16 protein-coding genes are annotated in these 15,002 nt (G+C 37.6%); 13 read left to right on the forward strand and 3 right to left on the reverse strand.

Annotated elements, in window-relative coordinates:
- Positions 1-129: 129 nt before the first annotated feature.
- The 5 genes from LIZ87_RS02635 (at position 130) to LIZ87_RS02655 (ending at position 3,330) form a co-directional block, all read left to right on the forward strand.
- Positions 130-465 carry a helix-turn-helix domain-containing protein gene (locus LIZ87_RS02635; RefSeq protein WP_002594686.1) on the forward strand — a complete coding sequence of 112 codons (336 nt, stop codon included), beginning with the start codon at positions 130-132 and terminating at the stop codon, positions 463-465.
- Between the two features lie 154 nt (positions 466-619).
- The gene (locus LIZ87_RS02640) at positions 620-835 is read left to right on the forward strand and encodes a hypothetical protein (protein WP_023920524.1); all 216 of its coding nucleotides are present in this window, start codon (positions 620-622) and stop codon (positions 833-835) included.
- Between the two features lie 186 nt (positions 836-1,021).
- Complete coding sequence (locus LIZ87_RS02645) at positions 1,022-1,231, forward strand: helix-turn-helix domain-containing protein (RefSeq protein WP_002587820.1); 210 nt, start codon at positions 1,022-1,024, stop codon at positions 1,229-1,231.
- A 19-nt stretch (positions 1,232-1,250) separates the two neighbouring features.
- Positions 1,251-2,822: a type I restriction-modification system subunit M gene (locus tag LIZ87_RS02650; protein WP_023920526.1), complete on the forward strand. Its 1,572-nt coding sequence runs from the start codon at positions 1,251-1,253 to the stop codon at positions 2,820-2,822.
- Positions 2,806-3,330, forward strand: coding sequence for a restriction endonuclease subunit S (locus LIZ87_RS02655; RefSeq protein ID WP_023920528.1), 525 nt, complete (start codon positions 2,806-2,808; stop codon positions 3,328-3,330). Before LIZ87_RS02650 ends, LIZ87_RS02655 begins: the two co-directional genes overlap by 17 nt.
- On the opposite strand, the gene LIZ87_RS02660 is transcribed toward LIZ87_RS02655, so the two are convergent.
- A complete protein-coding gene (locus LIZ87_RS02660) occupies positions 3,319-3,858 on the reverse strand; it encodes a restriction endonuclease subunit S (RefSeq protein WP_211237381.1) in 540 nt (179 codons plus the stop codon). The genes LIZ87_RS02655 and LIZ87_RS02660 overlap by 12 nt on opposite strands.
- Before the next feature lie 118 nt (positions 3,859-3,976).
- Between LIZ87_RS02660 and xerA (LIZ87_RS02665) the strand changes: the two genes are divergently transcribed.
- Both xerA (LIZ87_RS02665) and LIZ87_RS02670 read left to right on the forward strand, forming a co-directional pair.
- Positions 3,977-4,960 carry a site-specific tyrosine recombinase/integron integrase gene (gene xerA, locus LIZ87_RS02665; RefSeq protein ID WP_023920531.1) on the forward strand — a complete coding sequence of 328 codons (984 nt, stop codon included), beginning with the start codon at positions 3,977-3,979 and terminating at the stop codon, positions 4,958-4,960.
- Positions 4,961-4,970: 10 nt separating this feature from the next.
- A complete protein-coding gene (locus LIZ87_RS02670; RefSeq protein WP_015530032.1) occupies positions 4,971-5,492 on the forward strand; it encodes a restriction endonuclease subunit S in 522 nt (173 codons plus the stop codon).
- Here LIZ87_RS02670 and LIZ87_RS02675 read toward each other — a convergent pair.
- A complete protein-coding gene (locus LIZ87_RS02675) occupies positions 5,489-6,124 on the reverse strand; it encodes a restriction endonuclease subunit S (RefSeq protein ID WP_066559564.1) in 636 nt (211 codons plus the stop codon). The genes LIZ87_RS02670 and LIZ87_RS02675 overlap by 4 nt on opposite strands.
- A gap of 118 nt (positions 6,125-6,242) precedes the next feature.
- Here LIZ87_RS02675 and xerA (LIZ87_RS02680) point away from each other — a divergent pair, with 118 nt between their 5' ends.
- On the forward strand, positions 6,243-7,226 hold the full coding sequence (gene xerA / locus LIZ87_RS02680; protein WP_055161155.1) for a site-specific tyrosine recombinase/integron integrase: 984 nt from the start codon (positions 6,243-6,245) through the stop codon (positions 7,224-7,226).
- Between the two features lie 10 nt (positions 7,227-7,236).
- Positions 7,237-7,761 carry a restriction endonuclease subunit S gene (locus LIZ87_RS02685; RefSeq protein WP_117460451.1) on the forward strand — a complete coding sequence of 175 codons (525 nt, stop codon included), beginning with the start codon at positions 7,237-7,239 and terminating at the stop codon, positions 7,759-7,761.
- Here LIZ87_RS02685 and LIZ87_RS02690 read toward each other — a convergent pair.
- Positions 7,750-8,361, reverse strand: coding sequence for a restriction endonuclease subunit S (locus LIZ87_RS02690; RefSeq protein ID WP_055215134.1), 612 nt, complete (start codon positions 8,359-8,361; stop codon positions 7,750-7,752). The two genes, LIZ87_RS02685 and LIZ87_RS02690, sit on opposite strands and share 12 nt — an antisense overlap.
- A 57-nt stretch (positions 8,362-8,418) precedes the next feature.
- Here LIZ87_RS02690 and LIZ87_RS02695 point away from each other — a divergent pair, with 57 nt between their 5' ends.
- The 4 genes from LIZ87_RS02695 to LIZ87_RS02710 are packed head-to-tail and all read left to right on the forward strand — an operon-like array spanning position 8,419 to position 14,979.
- Positions 8,419-9,291, forward strand: a complete 873-nt coding sequence (locus tag LIZ87_RS02695; protein ID WP_008118517.1) for a hypothetical protein — start codon at positions 8,419-8,421, stop codon at positions 9,289-9,291.
- A 31-nt stretch (positions 9,292-9,322) separates the two neighbouring features.
- Complete coding sequence (locus tag LIZ87_RS02700) at positions 9,323-12,463, forward strand: type I restriction endonuclease subunit R (protein ID WP_035402033.1); 3,141 nt, start codon at positions 9,323-9,325, stop codon at positions 12,461-12,463.
- Positions 12,464-13,399: an Mrr restriction system protein gene (locus LIZ87_RS02705; protein ID WP_015530035.1), complete on the forward strand. Its 936-nt coding sequence runs from the start codon at positions 12,464-12,466 to the stop codon at positions 13,397-13,399.
- A gap of 53 nt (positions 13,400-13,452) precedes the next feature.
- The gene (locus LIZ87_RS02710; RefSeq protein ID WP_173746323.1) at positions 13,453-14,979 is read left to right on the forward strand and encodes a Y-family DNA polymerase; all 1,527 of its coding nucleotides are present in this window, start codon (positions 13,453-13,455) and stop codon (positions 14,977-14,979) included.
- The last annotated feature ends 23 nt before the right edge of the window (positions 14,980-15,002 follow it).

A 15,002-nucleotide genomic window follows, 5' to 3' on the forward strand; every position in this document is an offset into this window, starting at 1 on the left:
TATAGTATAACATAAAAACAGTTTGGAATCATCACTAATAGTTGGTTTGACTTCCTTTGGGTGCGTGTGATTTGAAATCAACTTAACCTATACTATTAGTTATGGAAACACACTAAGGGAGGTGATGTGATGAAGCTCGATACAATCGGCAAGAATATAAGAAAGTTCCGACTTGCGAGGAAATTACGCCAAGAAGATTTGGCTGAGAAAACAGATTTGACAACAAATTATATTGGTATGGTTGAGCGTGGAGAGAAAATTCCGTCACTCGAAACTTTCATAAAGATAGTAAATGCTTTAGGTGTATCATCGGATATGGTTCTTACTGATGTCCTGGAAACGGGATATACAGTCAAGAACTCAATGCTTAATGAGAAGCTTGAAAAACTTGCTCCTGAAGATAGAAACAGAATTTATGAAGTTATAGATACACTTGTGAAGCAATCAAAGCAAATACTTCCATAAAACACAGAAGTTCGTCCTAATCGACGAGCTTTCTTTTTTCGGTATAAAAAATTTCTGCTATCGACAAATTTTTCGGGACTTCGACAGAGAGAATATGCTATAACAACAACTGTCAGTGATAGACACATACTAATAGACATAGGAGGAAGTAGAAGTGAACGACATTTTCAGACAAATAGCAAAAGAAAATGGAACAACCGAAAAAGCAGTAAAAGAGGAAATGAAGTTTGCCATTCGGGAAGCAATGAAAAGTGCTGAACCGGAAGCAATCGCTTTTTGGAAAGCAGTTGCACCGGACGGAAAAGAGCCGCCGATAGAAAAGGTCATAGCAATGATTGCGTTGAATGTTAATAATAGAATGTATAATTGAGGTGCTTCGGCATCTCTTTTTTATTATTCTTTAGAAGAGTTGCATTAGGTGTTTGCAAAAAGTGACACCTTAGTGTCTGAAAGGTTACATTTCTGTCTGAAATCTTGAAATGCCTGAAAATTTAATATATAATGTTAAATGGTTAACTGTAACGAAGAAGAATTATAAGATGAAGAGGTGTTACTGATGAAGATATGCTATAACAAACTTCAAAAACTTATGATTGACAATCAAATGAAAAGACAGGATTTAATGCGTGCAGCCGAAATTACATCATACGCTGCAACGAAGATAAATAAGAATGAGCCAGTATCTCTTGAAGTACTGATGAGGATATGTCAGGTGTTTCATTGTGATATTGGAGATATATGCGAAGTTATTTTAGACGAAGATTAAAACACGGAGGTAATTATAGATGGCAAGGGCTGCTAAACCAAAGAAAGAAATATCAATGGAAGAAGCACTTTGGAAAAGTGCTGATAAACTGAGAGGTTCTGTTGAGCCTGCGGAGTATAAGCACGTTGTTCTGAGTTTATTCTTCCTTAAATTTGCCAGTGACAAGTTTGAGGAATGCCGTAATAAGATTATTTCTACACACGGCGAAAAGTATGCGGATATGAAGCCGTTTTATACTCAGGAAAATGTATTCTATCTTCCTGAAGAAAGCCGTTGGAAGTACATTATTGAAAATGCAAAGCAGGACGATATTGCCCTGAAGATAGATACAGCACTTTATACGATTGAAAAGAACAACCCGGCACTGAAAGGTGCTTTGCCGGATAACTATTACTCCCGCTTACATATTGATACGGCAAAGTTGGCTTCTTTGCTTGATGAAATCAATCGTATCAACACTGATGATAAAGAGAACGACATTATAGGTCGTGTATATGAGTATTTTCTTAGTAAGTTCGCTCTTGCAGAAGGAAAAGGTAAAGGAGAGTTCTACACACCAAAGTGTATTGTAAACCTGATTGCCGAAATGCTTGAGCCTTACGATGGAATACTTTATGACCCTTGTTGCGGTTCGGGCGGTATGTTTGTGCAGTCCATCAAGTTCGTAGAAGCACACAGCGGTAATAAAAAGAAAGTGTCTATTTACGGTCAGGAATACACAAATACCACTTTCAAACTGGCAAAAATGAACTTAGCTATCCGTGGTATTTCTGCAAATCTTGGAGAAATGGCAGCCAATACATTTACCAATGACCAGCACAAAGACCTTAAAGCAGATTTCATTATGGCAAACCCGCCTTTCAATCAGAAGCAGTGGAGAGCCGAAAATGAGCTTGTAGATGACCCTCGTTGGAACGGCTATGAAGTTCCGCCGACAAGTAATGCAAACTATGGTTGGATACTGAATATTGTTTCCAAACTCTCTCAAAACGGTGTAGCAGGTTTCTTGCTTGCCAATGGTGCATTATCTGATGATGGTACAGAGTTAAAAATCAGACAGCAGCTTATAGAAAATCATTTGGTAGAAGCAATCATTATTCTTCCGAGAAACCTTTTCTATACCACAGACATCAGCGTTACCCTTTGGGTACTCAATAAGAATAAAAAGGCTCGTGTCGTGGAACAGAATGGAAAGCTAAAACGCTATCGTAATCGAGAAGATGAAATACTCTTTATGGATTTACGACAGATGGGCAGTCCTTATGAGAAGAAGTACATTGAATTGACAGAGGAAGATAGAGCCAAAGTTACAAGTGTATATCATAACTGGCAGCAGGAAGGCTATGAGGAAACTTATGAGAATGTGCCGGAATTTTGCTATTCTGCTTCTTTTGATGAAGTAAAGGAAAAAGGATTTACTCTTGTACCGAGCAGATATATTGAGTTTGTCAACCGTGATGAGAACATCGACTTTGATACCAAAATGAAATCATTGCAGGGAGAACTCAAAGAACTTCTTGCTCAAGAGGAAAAATCTAAATCAGATTTGCTTGCTGTATTTAAGGAGTTGGGATATGAAATCGAATTATGATATTTTAGGAAACCATATCCGACTGATTGATACTCGGAACAGAGAAAGCATAACAGACAGAGTTTTGGGAATTAACATAGACAAGTTCTTTATGCCGTCGGTTGCAAATGTCATTGGTACGGATTTGAGTAAATATAAACTGATAACAAAAGGAAAGTTTGCGTGTAATCCAATGCACGTTGGTCGTGATGAACGACTTCCGGTTGCATTGTATGATGAAGAAGAACCTGCTATTGTTTCTCCGGCGTATTTTATGTTTGAGGTAGTAGATAACAGCATTTTGAATGAAGATTATCTGATGATGTGGTTTCGCAGACCGGAATTTGACCGAATTTGTTGGTTACATACTGACGGGAGCGTTCGTGGTGGGATTACTTGGGATGATATATGCAGACTAGAATTGCCTATTCCGCCTATTGAAAACCAGCTTGAAATAGTGAACAGTTATAAGGCAATTACGGAGAGAATTGCTTTAAAGCAGAAGATAAATGATAATTTAGCGGCTTGACATTGTTGTAAGAATTATTTTCTGCAATTCTTGCAGTTTTTCTATTTCAGAAAGATTTTCTTCTTTGCAATAAATAAGGCTCATAACCTTTTGGGAGAAAGATTTCTGTAATTCAAGTGGTGGAATTGCTATTCCATAAGCATGAACATCGTTTCGATTTAATGTAGGAACTGCACTACCACCAACAAAGCCATCATAATTTAGATTTTTGAGCAAATAAAATACCCACAACGGTTCTGCTTCATAAATTTGTTTTACATAGAGCGATGTGTTATGTGTCCAACAGTTGCAAAGGTACAATCTTGGGTTGCCAATATTGCCGCTTCGTCCCATTACAATAACAGGAGCTTCAGCAGTAAACTCATCATGATACCCAATTGTTCCGGTTGAACCTGCAACGGGATATTTACCACCAGTCATTTCAGTTCGAGGTAAATCATGCCCCCTTTGTAGTTGCAACACATCGCCAACAGTGCCTTGTTTCCAAGAAGATTTATCTGAGTTGGACTCAAAATATTTTTGATACAATGTTTGAGCAGTATCGTCTAAATTATCATTTACAATAGAACTCCCATCAGTGGCGGGAGTTAAAACAAGGGACTGCCACTGGTAGTCGTTCTCTTAAAAAAGAAAAGGAGAATTGACTATGAAACAGAACCTAATCACTGATGTTATTCAAGGAATGTTACCTTATCTGAATAACGCACAGACAGAAAGATTGCAAGAGGTGTTGCAGTATACACTTTTTGATTATGAGGTAACAAAGATAAAAAAAGATGAGGAACTTTCAGAACAGAATTTAGTAGAATCTTTCCTATCGGCAAAGCGTATTGAAGGCTGTTCTGAGAAAACTCTGAAATACTATAATGCAACGATACAGTCAATGCTTGATGGTATTGGAAAGAGTATCAAATATATCGTAACTGACGACATTCGTTGTTATTTGACAGAGTATCAAGCAAAGAAAAAATCAAGTAAAGTTACGATAGATAATATAAGACGAATACTTTCCAGTTTTTTCTCTTGGCTTGAGGACGAGGATTATATTTTGAAAAGTCCGGTCAGGCGAATACATAAGGTTAAGACCGGAACAAACATTAAGGAAACTTATTCAGATGAAGCACTTGAATTGATGAGAGATAATTGCACAGAACTCAGGGACTTGGCGATGATTGATATGCTTGCTTCAACGGGGATGCGTGTCGGAGAAATGGTGTTGCTAAATCGTGAGGATATAGACTTTAACGAAAGAGAATGTGTGGTTTTCGGCAAAGGCGATAAGGAGCGAATAGTATATTTTGATGCAAGAACAAAAATACATTTGCAGAATTACTTAAATAGCCGAAAGGACGACAATCCAGCACTTTTTGTTTCATTACAATCTCCGTATAATCGAATGAATATCGGAGGTATTGAAGTGAGATTACGACAGCTTGGAAAACGCTTGGGATTAAATAAGGTACACCCTCATAAATTCAGGCGAACACTTGCAACAATGGCAATAGACAAAGGAATGCCAATAGAGCAGCTTCAGCAGCTCTTGGGGCATAGAAGAATAGATACGACATTGCAATATGCAATGGTCAAGCAGAGCAATGTGAAAATTGCTCATAGAAAATACATTGGTTAAGGTGGTAGGAATGGAAAAAGGATATAAGATATTAGGCAATTACATTCGACTTGTGGACGAGCGTAATAAGAATTTAGCCGTAACAAAGTTGCTTGGCGTAAGTATAAGTAAAAAATTTATTCCTTCAATCGCAAATATTGTAGGAACTGATTTATCGAATTATAAGATAGTCAGAACGGGACAGTTTGCATACGGACCCGTTACTTCACGAAATGGAGAGAAAATTTCTATTGCTTATTTAGATGAAGAAGATTGTATCATTTCAAGCTCTTATACAGTTTTTGAAGTTGAAAATAAAGAGGAACTTGACCCTGAATATCTTATGCTTTGGTTCAGCCGACCAGAATTTGACCGTTATGCAAGGTATAAGTCACACGGAAGCGTAAGAGAGATTTTCGATTGGAATGAGCTTTGTATGGTGGAACTTCCAGTACCAGATATTGAAAAGCAGAGAAAAATAGTGAAAGCCTACAAGACGATAACCGATAGAATAGATTTGAAACAGAAGATAAATGATAATTTAGCGGCTTAATATGCCAGCTTTGCCAATAAAACAGATTGCAATTCATAAAGTCTTTGAATTTCGATAGTATTTGCTTCGATTTGCTCATTAAATATATCGAATTTATGTTGAAAGTCCTCTATAACTTCTGCTGGGGGTACGAGGATTTTCATTGACTGTATATTGTACATCGGTAACTTAGATTGAACTGCACCAACTGTTAATAATTCAATCTCTTTTATTTGCTTTTTATAGCAAAGAGTATAGTAAAGATAATCAGGGGTAACCGTATGAATATTAGCCAGTTTAACGCAGTTTTCAGTAAGGTTTGCATTGTTGAGCGAAGTATGTATTTTTCCTATCAAGCCAATAGTTCCAACGATAGAAATAACAATATCGTTAGTATTGACAATATACCGTGATATAGCAGAATGTGTTTCTTCATCAATATATTGAAATTGATTGGTCAGACACACATACCGATTGCTTCCCAAATCACGCACACGGATATATGGGTGTGCGGTTGGAGTATCAAGCAGTTCGCCATCGGCAGGGAGTCGTTTCCCACCTTTAATTGAACAAAGACTATCTAATGTAGCAATACTGTAACCATCTGGTAGTTCATTTTCATTATAAAAAGCTGCAAATTGCTCCTGAAACAATGATTGAGCAGTTTCTTCTAAATTATCATTTACAATAGAACTCCCATCAGTGGCGGGAGTTAAAACAAGGGACTGCCACTGGTAGTCGTTCTCTTAAAAAACAAAAGGAGAATTGACTATGAAAAAGAACCTAATTACAGATGTTATTCAAGGAATGTTACCTTACCTGAATAACGCACAGACAGAAAGATTGCAAGAGGTGTTGCAGCATACACTTTTTGATTATGAGGTAACAAAGACAGAAAGAGATAAGGAACTTTCAGAACAGAATTTAGTAGAATCTTTCCTATCGGCAAAGCGTATTGAAGGCTGTTCGGAGAAAACCTTGAAATACTATAATGCAACGATACAATCGATGCTTGATGGCATTGGAAAGGGTATCAAATATATTGTGACCGACGATATTCGTTGCTATTTGACCGAGTATCAGGCTAAGAAAAAATCAAGTAAGGTTACGATAGATAATATAAGACGAATACTTTCCAGTTTTTTCTCTTGGCTTGAGGACGAGGATTATATTTTGAAAAGTCCGGTCAGGCGAATACATAAGGTTAAGACCGGAACGAACATTAAAGAAACCTACTCTGATGAAGCACTTGAATTGATGAGGGATAATTGCAAGGAACTCAGGGACTTGGCAATGATTGATATGCTTGCCTCAACGGGTATGCGTGTCGGAGAAATGGTGTTGCTAAATCGTGAGGATATAGATTTTAACGAAAGAGAATGTGTTGTTTTCGGTAAAGGGGATAAAGAGCGAATAGTTTATTTTGATGCAAGAACAAAAATACATTTGCAGAACTACTTGAATAGCCGAAAGGACGATAATCCGGCACTTTTTGTATCATTACAATTTCCGTATAATCGAATGAATATCGGAGGTATTGAAGTGAGATTACGACAGCTTGGAAAACGATTGGGACTAAATAAGGTACACCCTCATAAATTCAGGCGAACACTTGCGACAATGGCAATAGACAAAGGAATGCCAATAGAGCAGCTTCAGCAGCTCTTGGGACATAAAAGAATAGATACTACATTGCAATATGCAATGGTTAAGCAGAGTAATGTGAAAATTGCTCATAGAAAATACATTGGTTAAGGTGGTAGGAATGAAAGAAGGATACAGATTTCTTGGGGAATATATACGACAGGTAGATATTCGCAATAAGGAAGGAAAAAAAGAAAATCTCTTAGGTGTTTCTGTACAAAAGCAGTTTATTCAGTCTATTGCAAATACTGTTGGGACAGATTTTACAAAGTATAAGATAGTTAAAAAAGGACAATTCACATATATACCAGATACCTCTCGTAGAGGAGATAAAATCGCTATTGCATTGCTTGAAGATTATGAAGAAGGGCTTGTAAGCAATGTTTATACAGTATTTGAGGTGATAGATACAGAGAAACTTTTGCCGGAATATTTAATGTTGTGGTTTAGCCGCCCTGAATTTGATAGATATGCTCGTTTTAAATCGCACGGCAGTGTACGTGAAGTAATGGATTGGGAGGAAATGTGTAAGGTGGAACTTCCAGTACCAGATATTGAAAAGCAGAGAAAAATCGTGAAAGCCTACAAGACAATAACCGATAGAATAGCTTTGAAACAGAAGATAAATGATAATTTAGTAGCTTGATAATTTGGTTAAAAGTGTATCTTTCATATCACAAAGCATTCGTATTTCATTTGTATTAGAAAAAATTAAAGCATAAATTTTGGTGGCTATTTCCCCAAACCTTTCAAGTTCCTCATCTGAAGGTACAGGAATTTCAAACCTTTCAAGTTCTTGTTTATTTATTGCTTCACGAGTCGAACCGGATTGACCAATACCAAGTAATTTTGCTTTATTTTCAGATGTACATAAAGTACACATTATATAATAGCTCATATTTTTACCTTTATATGGTCGGATAATCATTACATGTTGGTTGACTCTGGCGGGCAGAACATCATCAGGAACTACACAACATCGGGTAACTGATACTCCAGTTATATTAAATAATACATCTGCCTGTTGTATTTCCACATTTGCCAACGCATTTGCTTGAATTTGAGAGATATGAGCCAACTCCGGATACGAAAAGAAATAGTCAAAAACATTCATACTACGGATTAGCGATATTCCTTTATCAAAATATGCAGCTTTTCCACCTTTAGGAGTTGCACCACTACCTATTTTGGAACATAAATCTGCAAGAGGTTTTGTTATATATGTGTTTTGTGATTCCAAAAACATTTTTTTATATATAATCTGTAAAGTTGCAACTAAATTATCATTTACAAGGAGGAACCTATGTCATTAGCAGATATAATTCAGATTATAATCGGAGTATTGTCACTGGTGGCAACAATAGCAGTTTCTTTTTTGATTTATTGGTTGCAATCACGACATGAAAAGGAAATACAGAAATTGCAATGCGAAAAGGAACGTATAGCATTGCAAGAAAAAGCTCGACTTTTTCTAATTGATAATCAAGAGGAAAGAGATTATTTGCCGTGGTGTATTATAGCAGCTAATCTATATCCGCTTGAAAAGCATACAAGGAAAATTTATTCGGAATACTGCCGGTGTTCTGAAGAATTACAAAATGAGATATTAAATCAAGCCGGATATAAGATTAAACAATTTACGGGAAAGTATTGGTTACAGGGATGTATAGATAAACTTCAGCAAGATATAGAGAAATATAATTTGGGAAGGGATTATTTGTATGATGGAGCAAAATATTTTCATCGAAGCTATGATAGATACCGAGAATTAGAATGGAACGGCACTCCTAATATCTTTGAACCTATAAATAAAGAAAATCGTCTGATGATGATTTTGAATGTGGCTCAAATATCTATTGGAGAGTATATTGATGAATATTTCTATTATTTCGTAGATAAAAAAATGGATTTTGATAAGGAAACACCTATACCTCCGATTGATTATGTATGGGAATATCAAAGTCTAGCACACACAAGAGAAGAAACCGTTTGTATGTGGATGATGGAACTTGTTGAGAATATAGCAACAATTATAAATAATAAGTTTGGCGAAGATGTTGATTGTCAGTTTTTCTTAGAGTATACCGACGCACAAGCAGAAACTTATGAAGATAAATATTATGAAACAGTACAAGCACTTTATAATGCTTATTATACAAGTGTAGTTGCATCATAATTTGATGCAGAATACCAAAGGAGTGAACGCAATGGCAAATTTTAATGAACACGCATTGGAAATGTCAATAATGGAGTTGTTCAAAGACGAGGGGTACACCTATGTCAGTGGCGACCAGATACACAGAGAAAGGACGGAGGTTCTGCTTACGGACGACCTGAAGCAATACCTCTATAATCGCTATGCGAAAGATGGTATCACACCGAGTGAGGTGGATAGTGTCATTCTAATGCTGCGTAATATTTCCGGTACAATTTATGAAGCAAACAAAGCTGTATTTAAGTTGCTCTGCGATGGATTTATTCTTAACCGTGAGGATAGAACGCAGAAAGACCTCTATATTGAACTTATTGATTTCGACACTCCCGAAAACAATATTTTCAAAGCGGTTAATCAGTTTGAAATTGAAGGCGTAAATAATCAGTTGCGTATTCCGGATGGCATTGTGTTCGTAAATGGTATTCCTGTTGTTGTTCTTGAATTTAAGAGTGCGGTACAAGAGAATACGACCATAATGGACGCATATAAGCAACTTACAATCCGTTACCGTAGAGATATTCCAGAGATTTTCAAATACAATGCGTTTGTTGTTATCAGTGATGGAGCAAATAATAAATATGGTTCTTTCTTCAGCCCATATGATTTCTTCTATGCGTGGAGAAAGATAAACTCAGACGATAAAGAACTGGACGGTATCAATTCCCTTGTGACAATGGTAAAAGGACTTTTCCGAAAAGACCGTTTGCTTGAAGTTATTAAAGATTTTATTTATTTTCCGGATAACTCAGATAAGGATTTGAAGATAGTGTGTCGTTATCCACAGTTCTTTGCGGCAAATAAATTGTATGAGAATATCAAGGCTCATCTTCGCCCCGAAGGAGATGGTAAAGGTGGTACATACTTTGGAGCGACAGGCTGCGGCAAGAGTTATACAATGCTTTTTCTTACCCGTATGCTGATGAAAAGCAAATACTTTTCTTCTCCGACTATTCTTATTATTACGGACAGAACAGACCTTGACGACCAGCTTTCCAAACAGTTTGTAGGTTCAAAGAAATATATCGGGGATGAAACGGTTGTAAGTATTGAGTCCCGTGAGAAACTTCGTGAGGAGCTTCAAGGACGAGAGAGTGGCGGCGTTTATCTGACTACCATTCAGAAATTCACAGAGGATTTGCAGCTTCTTACAGACAGAACGAACGTTATTTGTATTTCTGATGAAGCACACAGAAGCCAAATCAATCTCGACCAAAAGGTTAAGATTACAGAGTCAGGTGTTCAGAAAACCTATGGCTTTGCCAAGTATTTGCACGACTCCTTACCAAATGCAACTTATGTTGGATTTACCGGAACTCCGGTTGATGGAACAATCGAAGTCTTTGGTGGTGTTGTAGACGCATATACAATGACGGAAGCTGTTAAGGACGGTATTACAGTTAATCTTGTTTACGATGGTCGTGCAGCTAAGGTTATGCTTAATCAGGACAAGGTAAGACAGATTGAAGAATATTATGCACAGTGTGAGCTTGAGGGAGCAAATGAACATCAAGTAGAAGAAAGTCAGAAAGCAGTTGCCAAAATGGAAGTTATTATTGGCGACCCTGATAGACTTCGTGCTGTTGCAGAGGACTTTATCAAGCATTATGAAACCCGTGTGGCAGAAGGTGCAACCGTAGCAGGCAAAGCAATGTTTGTATGTTCCAACCGAAATATAGCATACGATTTCTATAAGATAGTAAAGGAACTCAGACCGAAATGGACAGAAAAGAAGATTTGTGATGATGGTGTTGTTCTGAGTGAGAAAGATAAAAAAGAGTTGAAGCCAATGGAAAAAATCAAGTTGGTTATGACTCGTAATAAAGATGATGAAAAAGACTTATTTGATATGCTTGGCACAAAAGAGGATAGGAAAGAATTTGACCGTCAGTTCAAAAATCCGAAATCAAACTTTAAGATTGCCATTGTTGTAGATATGTGGCTGACTGGTTTTGATGTGCCGGAGCTTGATACGATTTACATTGATAAGCCTATTCAGCAGCATACCCTTATTCAGACGATTTCTCGTGTAAATCGTGTATGCGAGGGCAAAGATAAAGGTTTAATTGTTGACTACATAGGTATTAAGAAAAATATGAACACTGCCCTCAAGAAATATACGAATTTTGAGAGCGAAGAATTTGAAGGTGTGGAGCAGTCTATCACGATTGTAAAAGACCAGTTAGAAGTTCTTGGTCAGATGTTCCACAACTTTAACAGTAGTGATTTCTTCAACGGTTCTCCTACTGAACAGCTTGCCTGCCTGAATCGTGCAGTTGAGTATGTGCAGTTGTCTGAAGAACTGGAAAGAAGATTTATGGCAGCAGTCAAGAGAATGAAGCAGGCATTTAATCTTTGTAGTTCAAGTGAGAAATTCTCTGATGAAGATAAGGATTATATCCATTTTTATTGTGCTGTCCGTTCTATCCTTTTCAAGCTGACAAAAGGCGATGCACCGGATATTGAGCAGATGAACGCTCGTGTCCGCAAAATGCTTGAGGGTGCAATTCAGTCTGATGGCATTGAGGAATTATTTGAAACCGGAAAGCATATATCGGTGGACATTTTCAGCGATGAGTATATGGATAAGATAAATGCTATTCAGTTGCCGAATACGAAAATCAAGATACTTCAAAGACTTCTTTCTCAGGCGATTGACGAGTTTAAGAAAGTCAATAAGATTATGGGTGTGGAATTTGCAGACAGACTCAAGAAAGTTGTTGATGAGTATAATAACCGTCGTCGTGATGAAGCGTATGCCAACGAAGTCCTTGATGATGTTGCGGAGCAGCTTGCACAGTTGTTGTCTGAACTGAAAACAGAAAAGAACTCCTTCAAGAATATGGGTATAGATTATGAAGAAAAAGCTTTCTATGATATTTTGAAAGCAGTTTCCAAGAAGTTTGAGTTTGAATATCCGGACGATAAAATGATTGAACTATCCAAGAGGATAAAGTTGATTGTTGATGATAAGTCACGCTATACTGATTGGTCTGCCCGTGATGATATTAAGGCAAACTTGCAAGTGGATTTGATATTGCTGCTTGATGAGTTCGGCTATCCGCCAGTAACCATTGATGATGTTTACAAGGAAGTTCTTGAGCAGGCAGAGAATTTCAAGAAGTATGCACAGTAAATGAGAGGTGTAAATGTAAATATGTTTTATGACGATTTAAATACAGAAGAACAAGTATCATACCTTATTAAACCAATCCTTCAAGTCCTTCAGGAAGCAGGTGGACAGTTAGAGCGTTCTGAAATTAGAGACAGAATTAGTGAGTTAGATGAGCATATTGCTGAATTTGAACAGAAACTATATACATCTAATAAAACAGGAAATCAGTACAAAAAATTTGATTTTAAGTTTAATTTTGCTATTAAAGAGCTTAGTTATGTCGGACTCATATCTTATGTGAAATTCAATCCAAAGATTACACTTACTCAAGATGGAGCAAATGTAGATTTAACAGATTTTGATGTTAAGACAGAAGTAAGGGATAAGGCTCGAAGCTATTGGGAGGAACATTCGACTAAGAACAAATCGAAAAACAAGCCAGTAGAAACACTGGAGGTTGAAGACGAGGAGAATGAATCCACAGATGACGAATTGTTAGATGATTTCAAGGTAAAACTTCAGAGTGCAATCGCTAATATGTCTCCAGCAAAGTTTGAACAATTTTCACGAGCACTTCTTACAAAGATGGGAGTGGAGTTTACCAACAAAGGCGTTCAGGTGTCAAATGATGGTGGTATTGATGGTTATGGATATCACGTAGATGCCGATGATTTTAGAACAACCAGAGTGGTTATTCAGTGTAAAAGATTTAATTCAAATCCAGTGAGTGAGCCGGATATCAATCAATTTCTTGGGGCGATGAACAAATATCAAGCCGATTATGGAGTATTTATTACTAATAGCCGATTTACCAATAAGGCAAGAGAGGCTGCGAGAGAAGGTACGCCGATAACACTGATTGACGGAAATGATTTAATCAGACTGGTTATTAAATATGAATTGTATATAACACCAGTCACAACATATGTATTGGATGGTTTTTATACCGAGGATTGACACTAACGATAGCATAATTTACTCGAAGGAATTTTAGAAGGGAGCATAGAATGATGGCAAAGCAAAAGACCTATATCGCAATTGACCTCAAATCATTCTATGCTTCTGTGGAGTGTAAAGAGCGAAATCGTGACCCTTTGACAACAAATCTTGTGGTTGCAGATAAAAGCAGGACAGAGAAAACCATCTGCCTTGCGGTATCTCCGTCATTAAAAAGTTATGGGATACCCGGCAGACCACGCTTGTTTGAAGTCGTGCAAAAGGTAAAAGAAGCTAATAACAACCGAAGATGGAAAGCACCAAATCGTACATTTACTGGTTCATCTGATGACAGTACAGAATTAAATGCGAATCCAGCATTGGAGATTGATTATATCGTTGCACCACCTCGTATGGCATACTATCTGGAGTACAGTACCAAGATTTACAGTGTTTACTTGAAATACATTGCTCCGGAAGATATTTTCCCTTACTCGATTGATGAAGTATTTATAGATGCAACAAAGTATCTGAATACCTATCAGATGACCGCAAGGGAACTTACCATGACGATGATACAGGATGTTTTGAAAACGACTGGAATCACAGCAACAGCCGGAATCGGCACGAATATGTACTTGTGTAAGATTGCGATGGATATTGTGGCAAAGCATATTGAGCCGGATAAGGACGGTGTGCGAATAGCTGAATTGGATGAAATGTCATATCGCCGGAAATTGTGGAGTCATCGCCCGATAACCGATTTCTGGAGAGTCGGAAATGGTTATGCGAAGAAGTTAGAGGAACACGGACTTTATACAATGGGCGATATTGCAAGATGTTCTATCGGAAAGCCGAATGAACTGTATAACGAGGAATTGCTGTACAAGCTGTTCGGTATCAATGCGGAACTGCTCATAGACCACGCTTGGGGATATGAGCCTTGCACAATGGAGCAGGTCAAAGCATATAAGCCGGAAACAAACAGTGTATCTTCCGGTCAGGTGTTGCACTGTCCATATGATTACGAAAAGGCAAAGTTGATTGTAAAAGAAATGACCGACCAAATGGTGCTTGATTTGGTGGATAAAGGACTTGTAACTGACCAGCTTGTGTTGACAATCGGCTATGATATTGAGAATTTAAGTAATCCGAACCTAAAATATCAATACAAAGGCGAGGTTACGATTGACCGATATGGACGCAAAGTTCCAAAGCACGCACACGGAACAGCGAATCTTGAGAAAAAGACTTCCTCTACTCGATTGATTACCAACGCCGTGATGGACTTGTATGACAGGATAGTTGACGAGCATTTGCTTGTACGCAGAATAACAATCACAGCGAATAAACTTGTTGATGAAAAATCCGTCAAGCAGGAAGATGAATACCAGCAACTCGACCTCTTTACCGATTACGAAGCACAGAGGAAGAAGCAGGCGGAGGAAGAAGAAAAATTAGAACGAGAAAGGCGTATGCAAGAAGCAATGCTGAGTATCAAAAAGAAGTTTGGCAAGAATGCTGTGTTGAAGGGAATGAACCTTGAAGAAGGTGCAACCGCCAAAGACCGAAACGAGCAAATCGGCGGTCATAAGGCTTAAACAAACTGAAATTTGAGGAATAA

The organism is Lacrimispora sp. 210928-DFI.3.58, assembly GCF_020554865.1.
Lineage (GTDB): Bacteria > Bacillota > Clostridia > Lachnospirales > Lachnospiraceae > Enterocloster.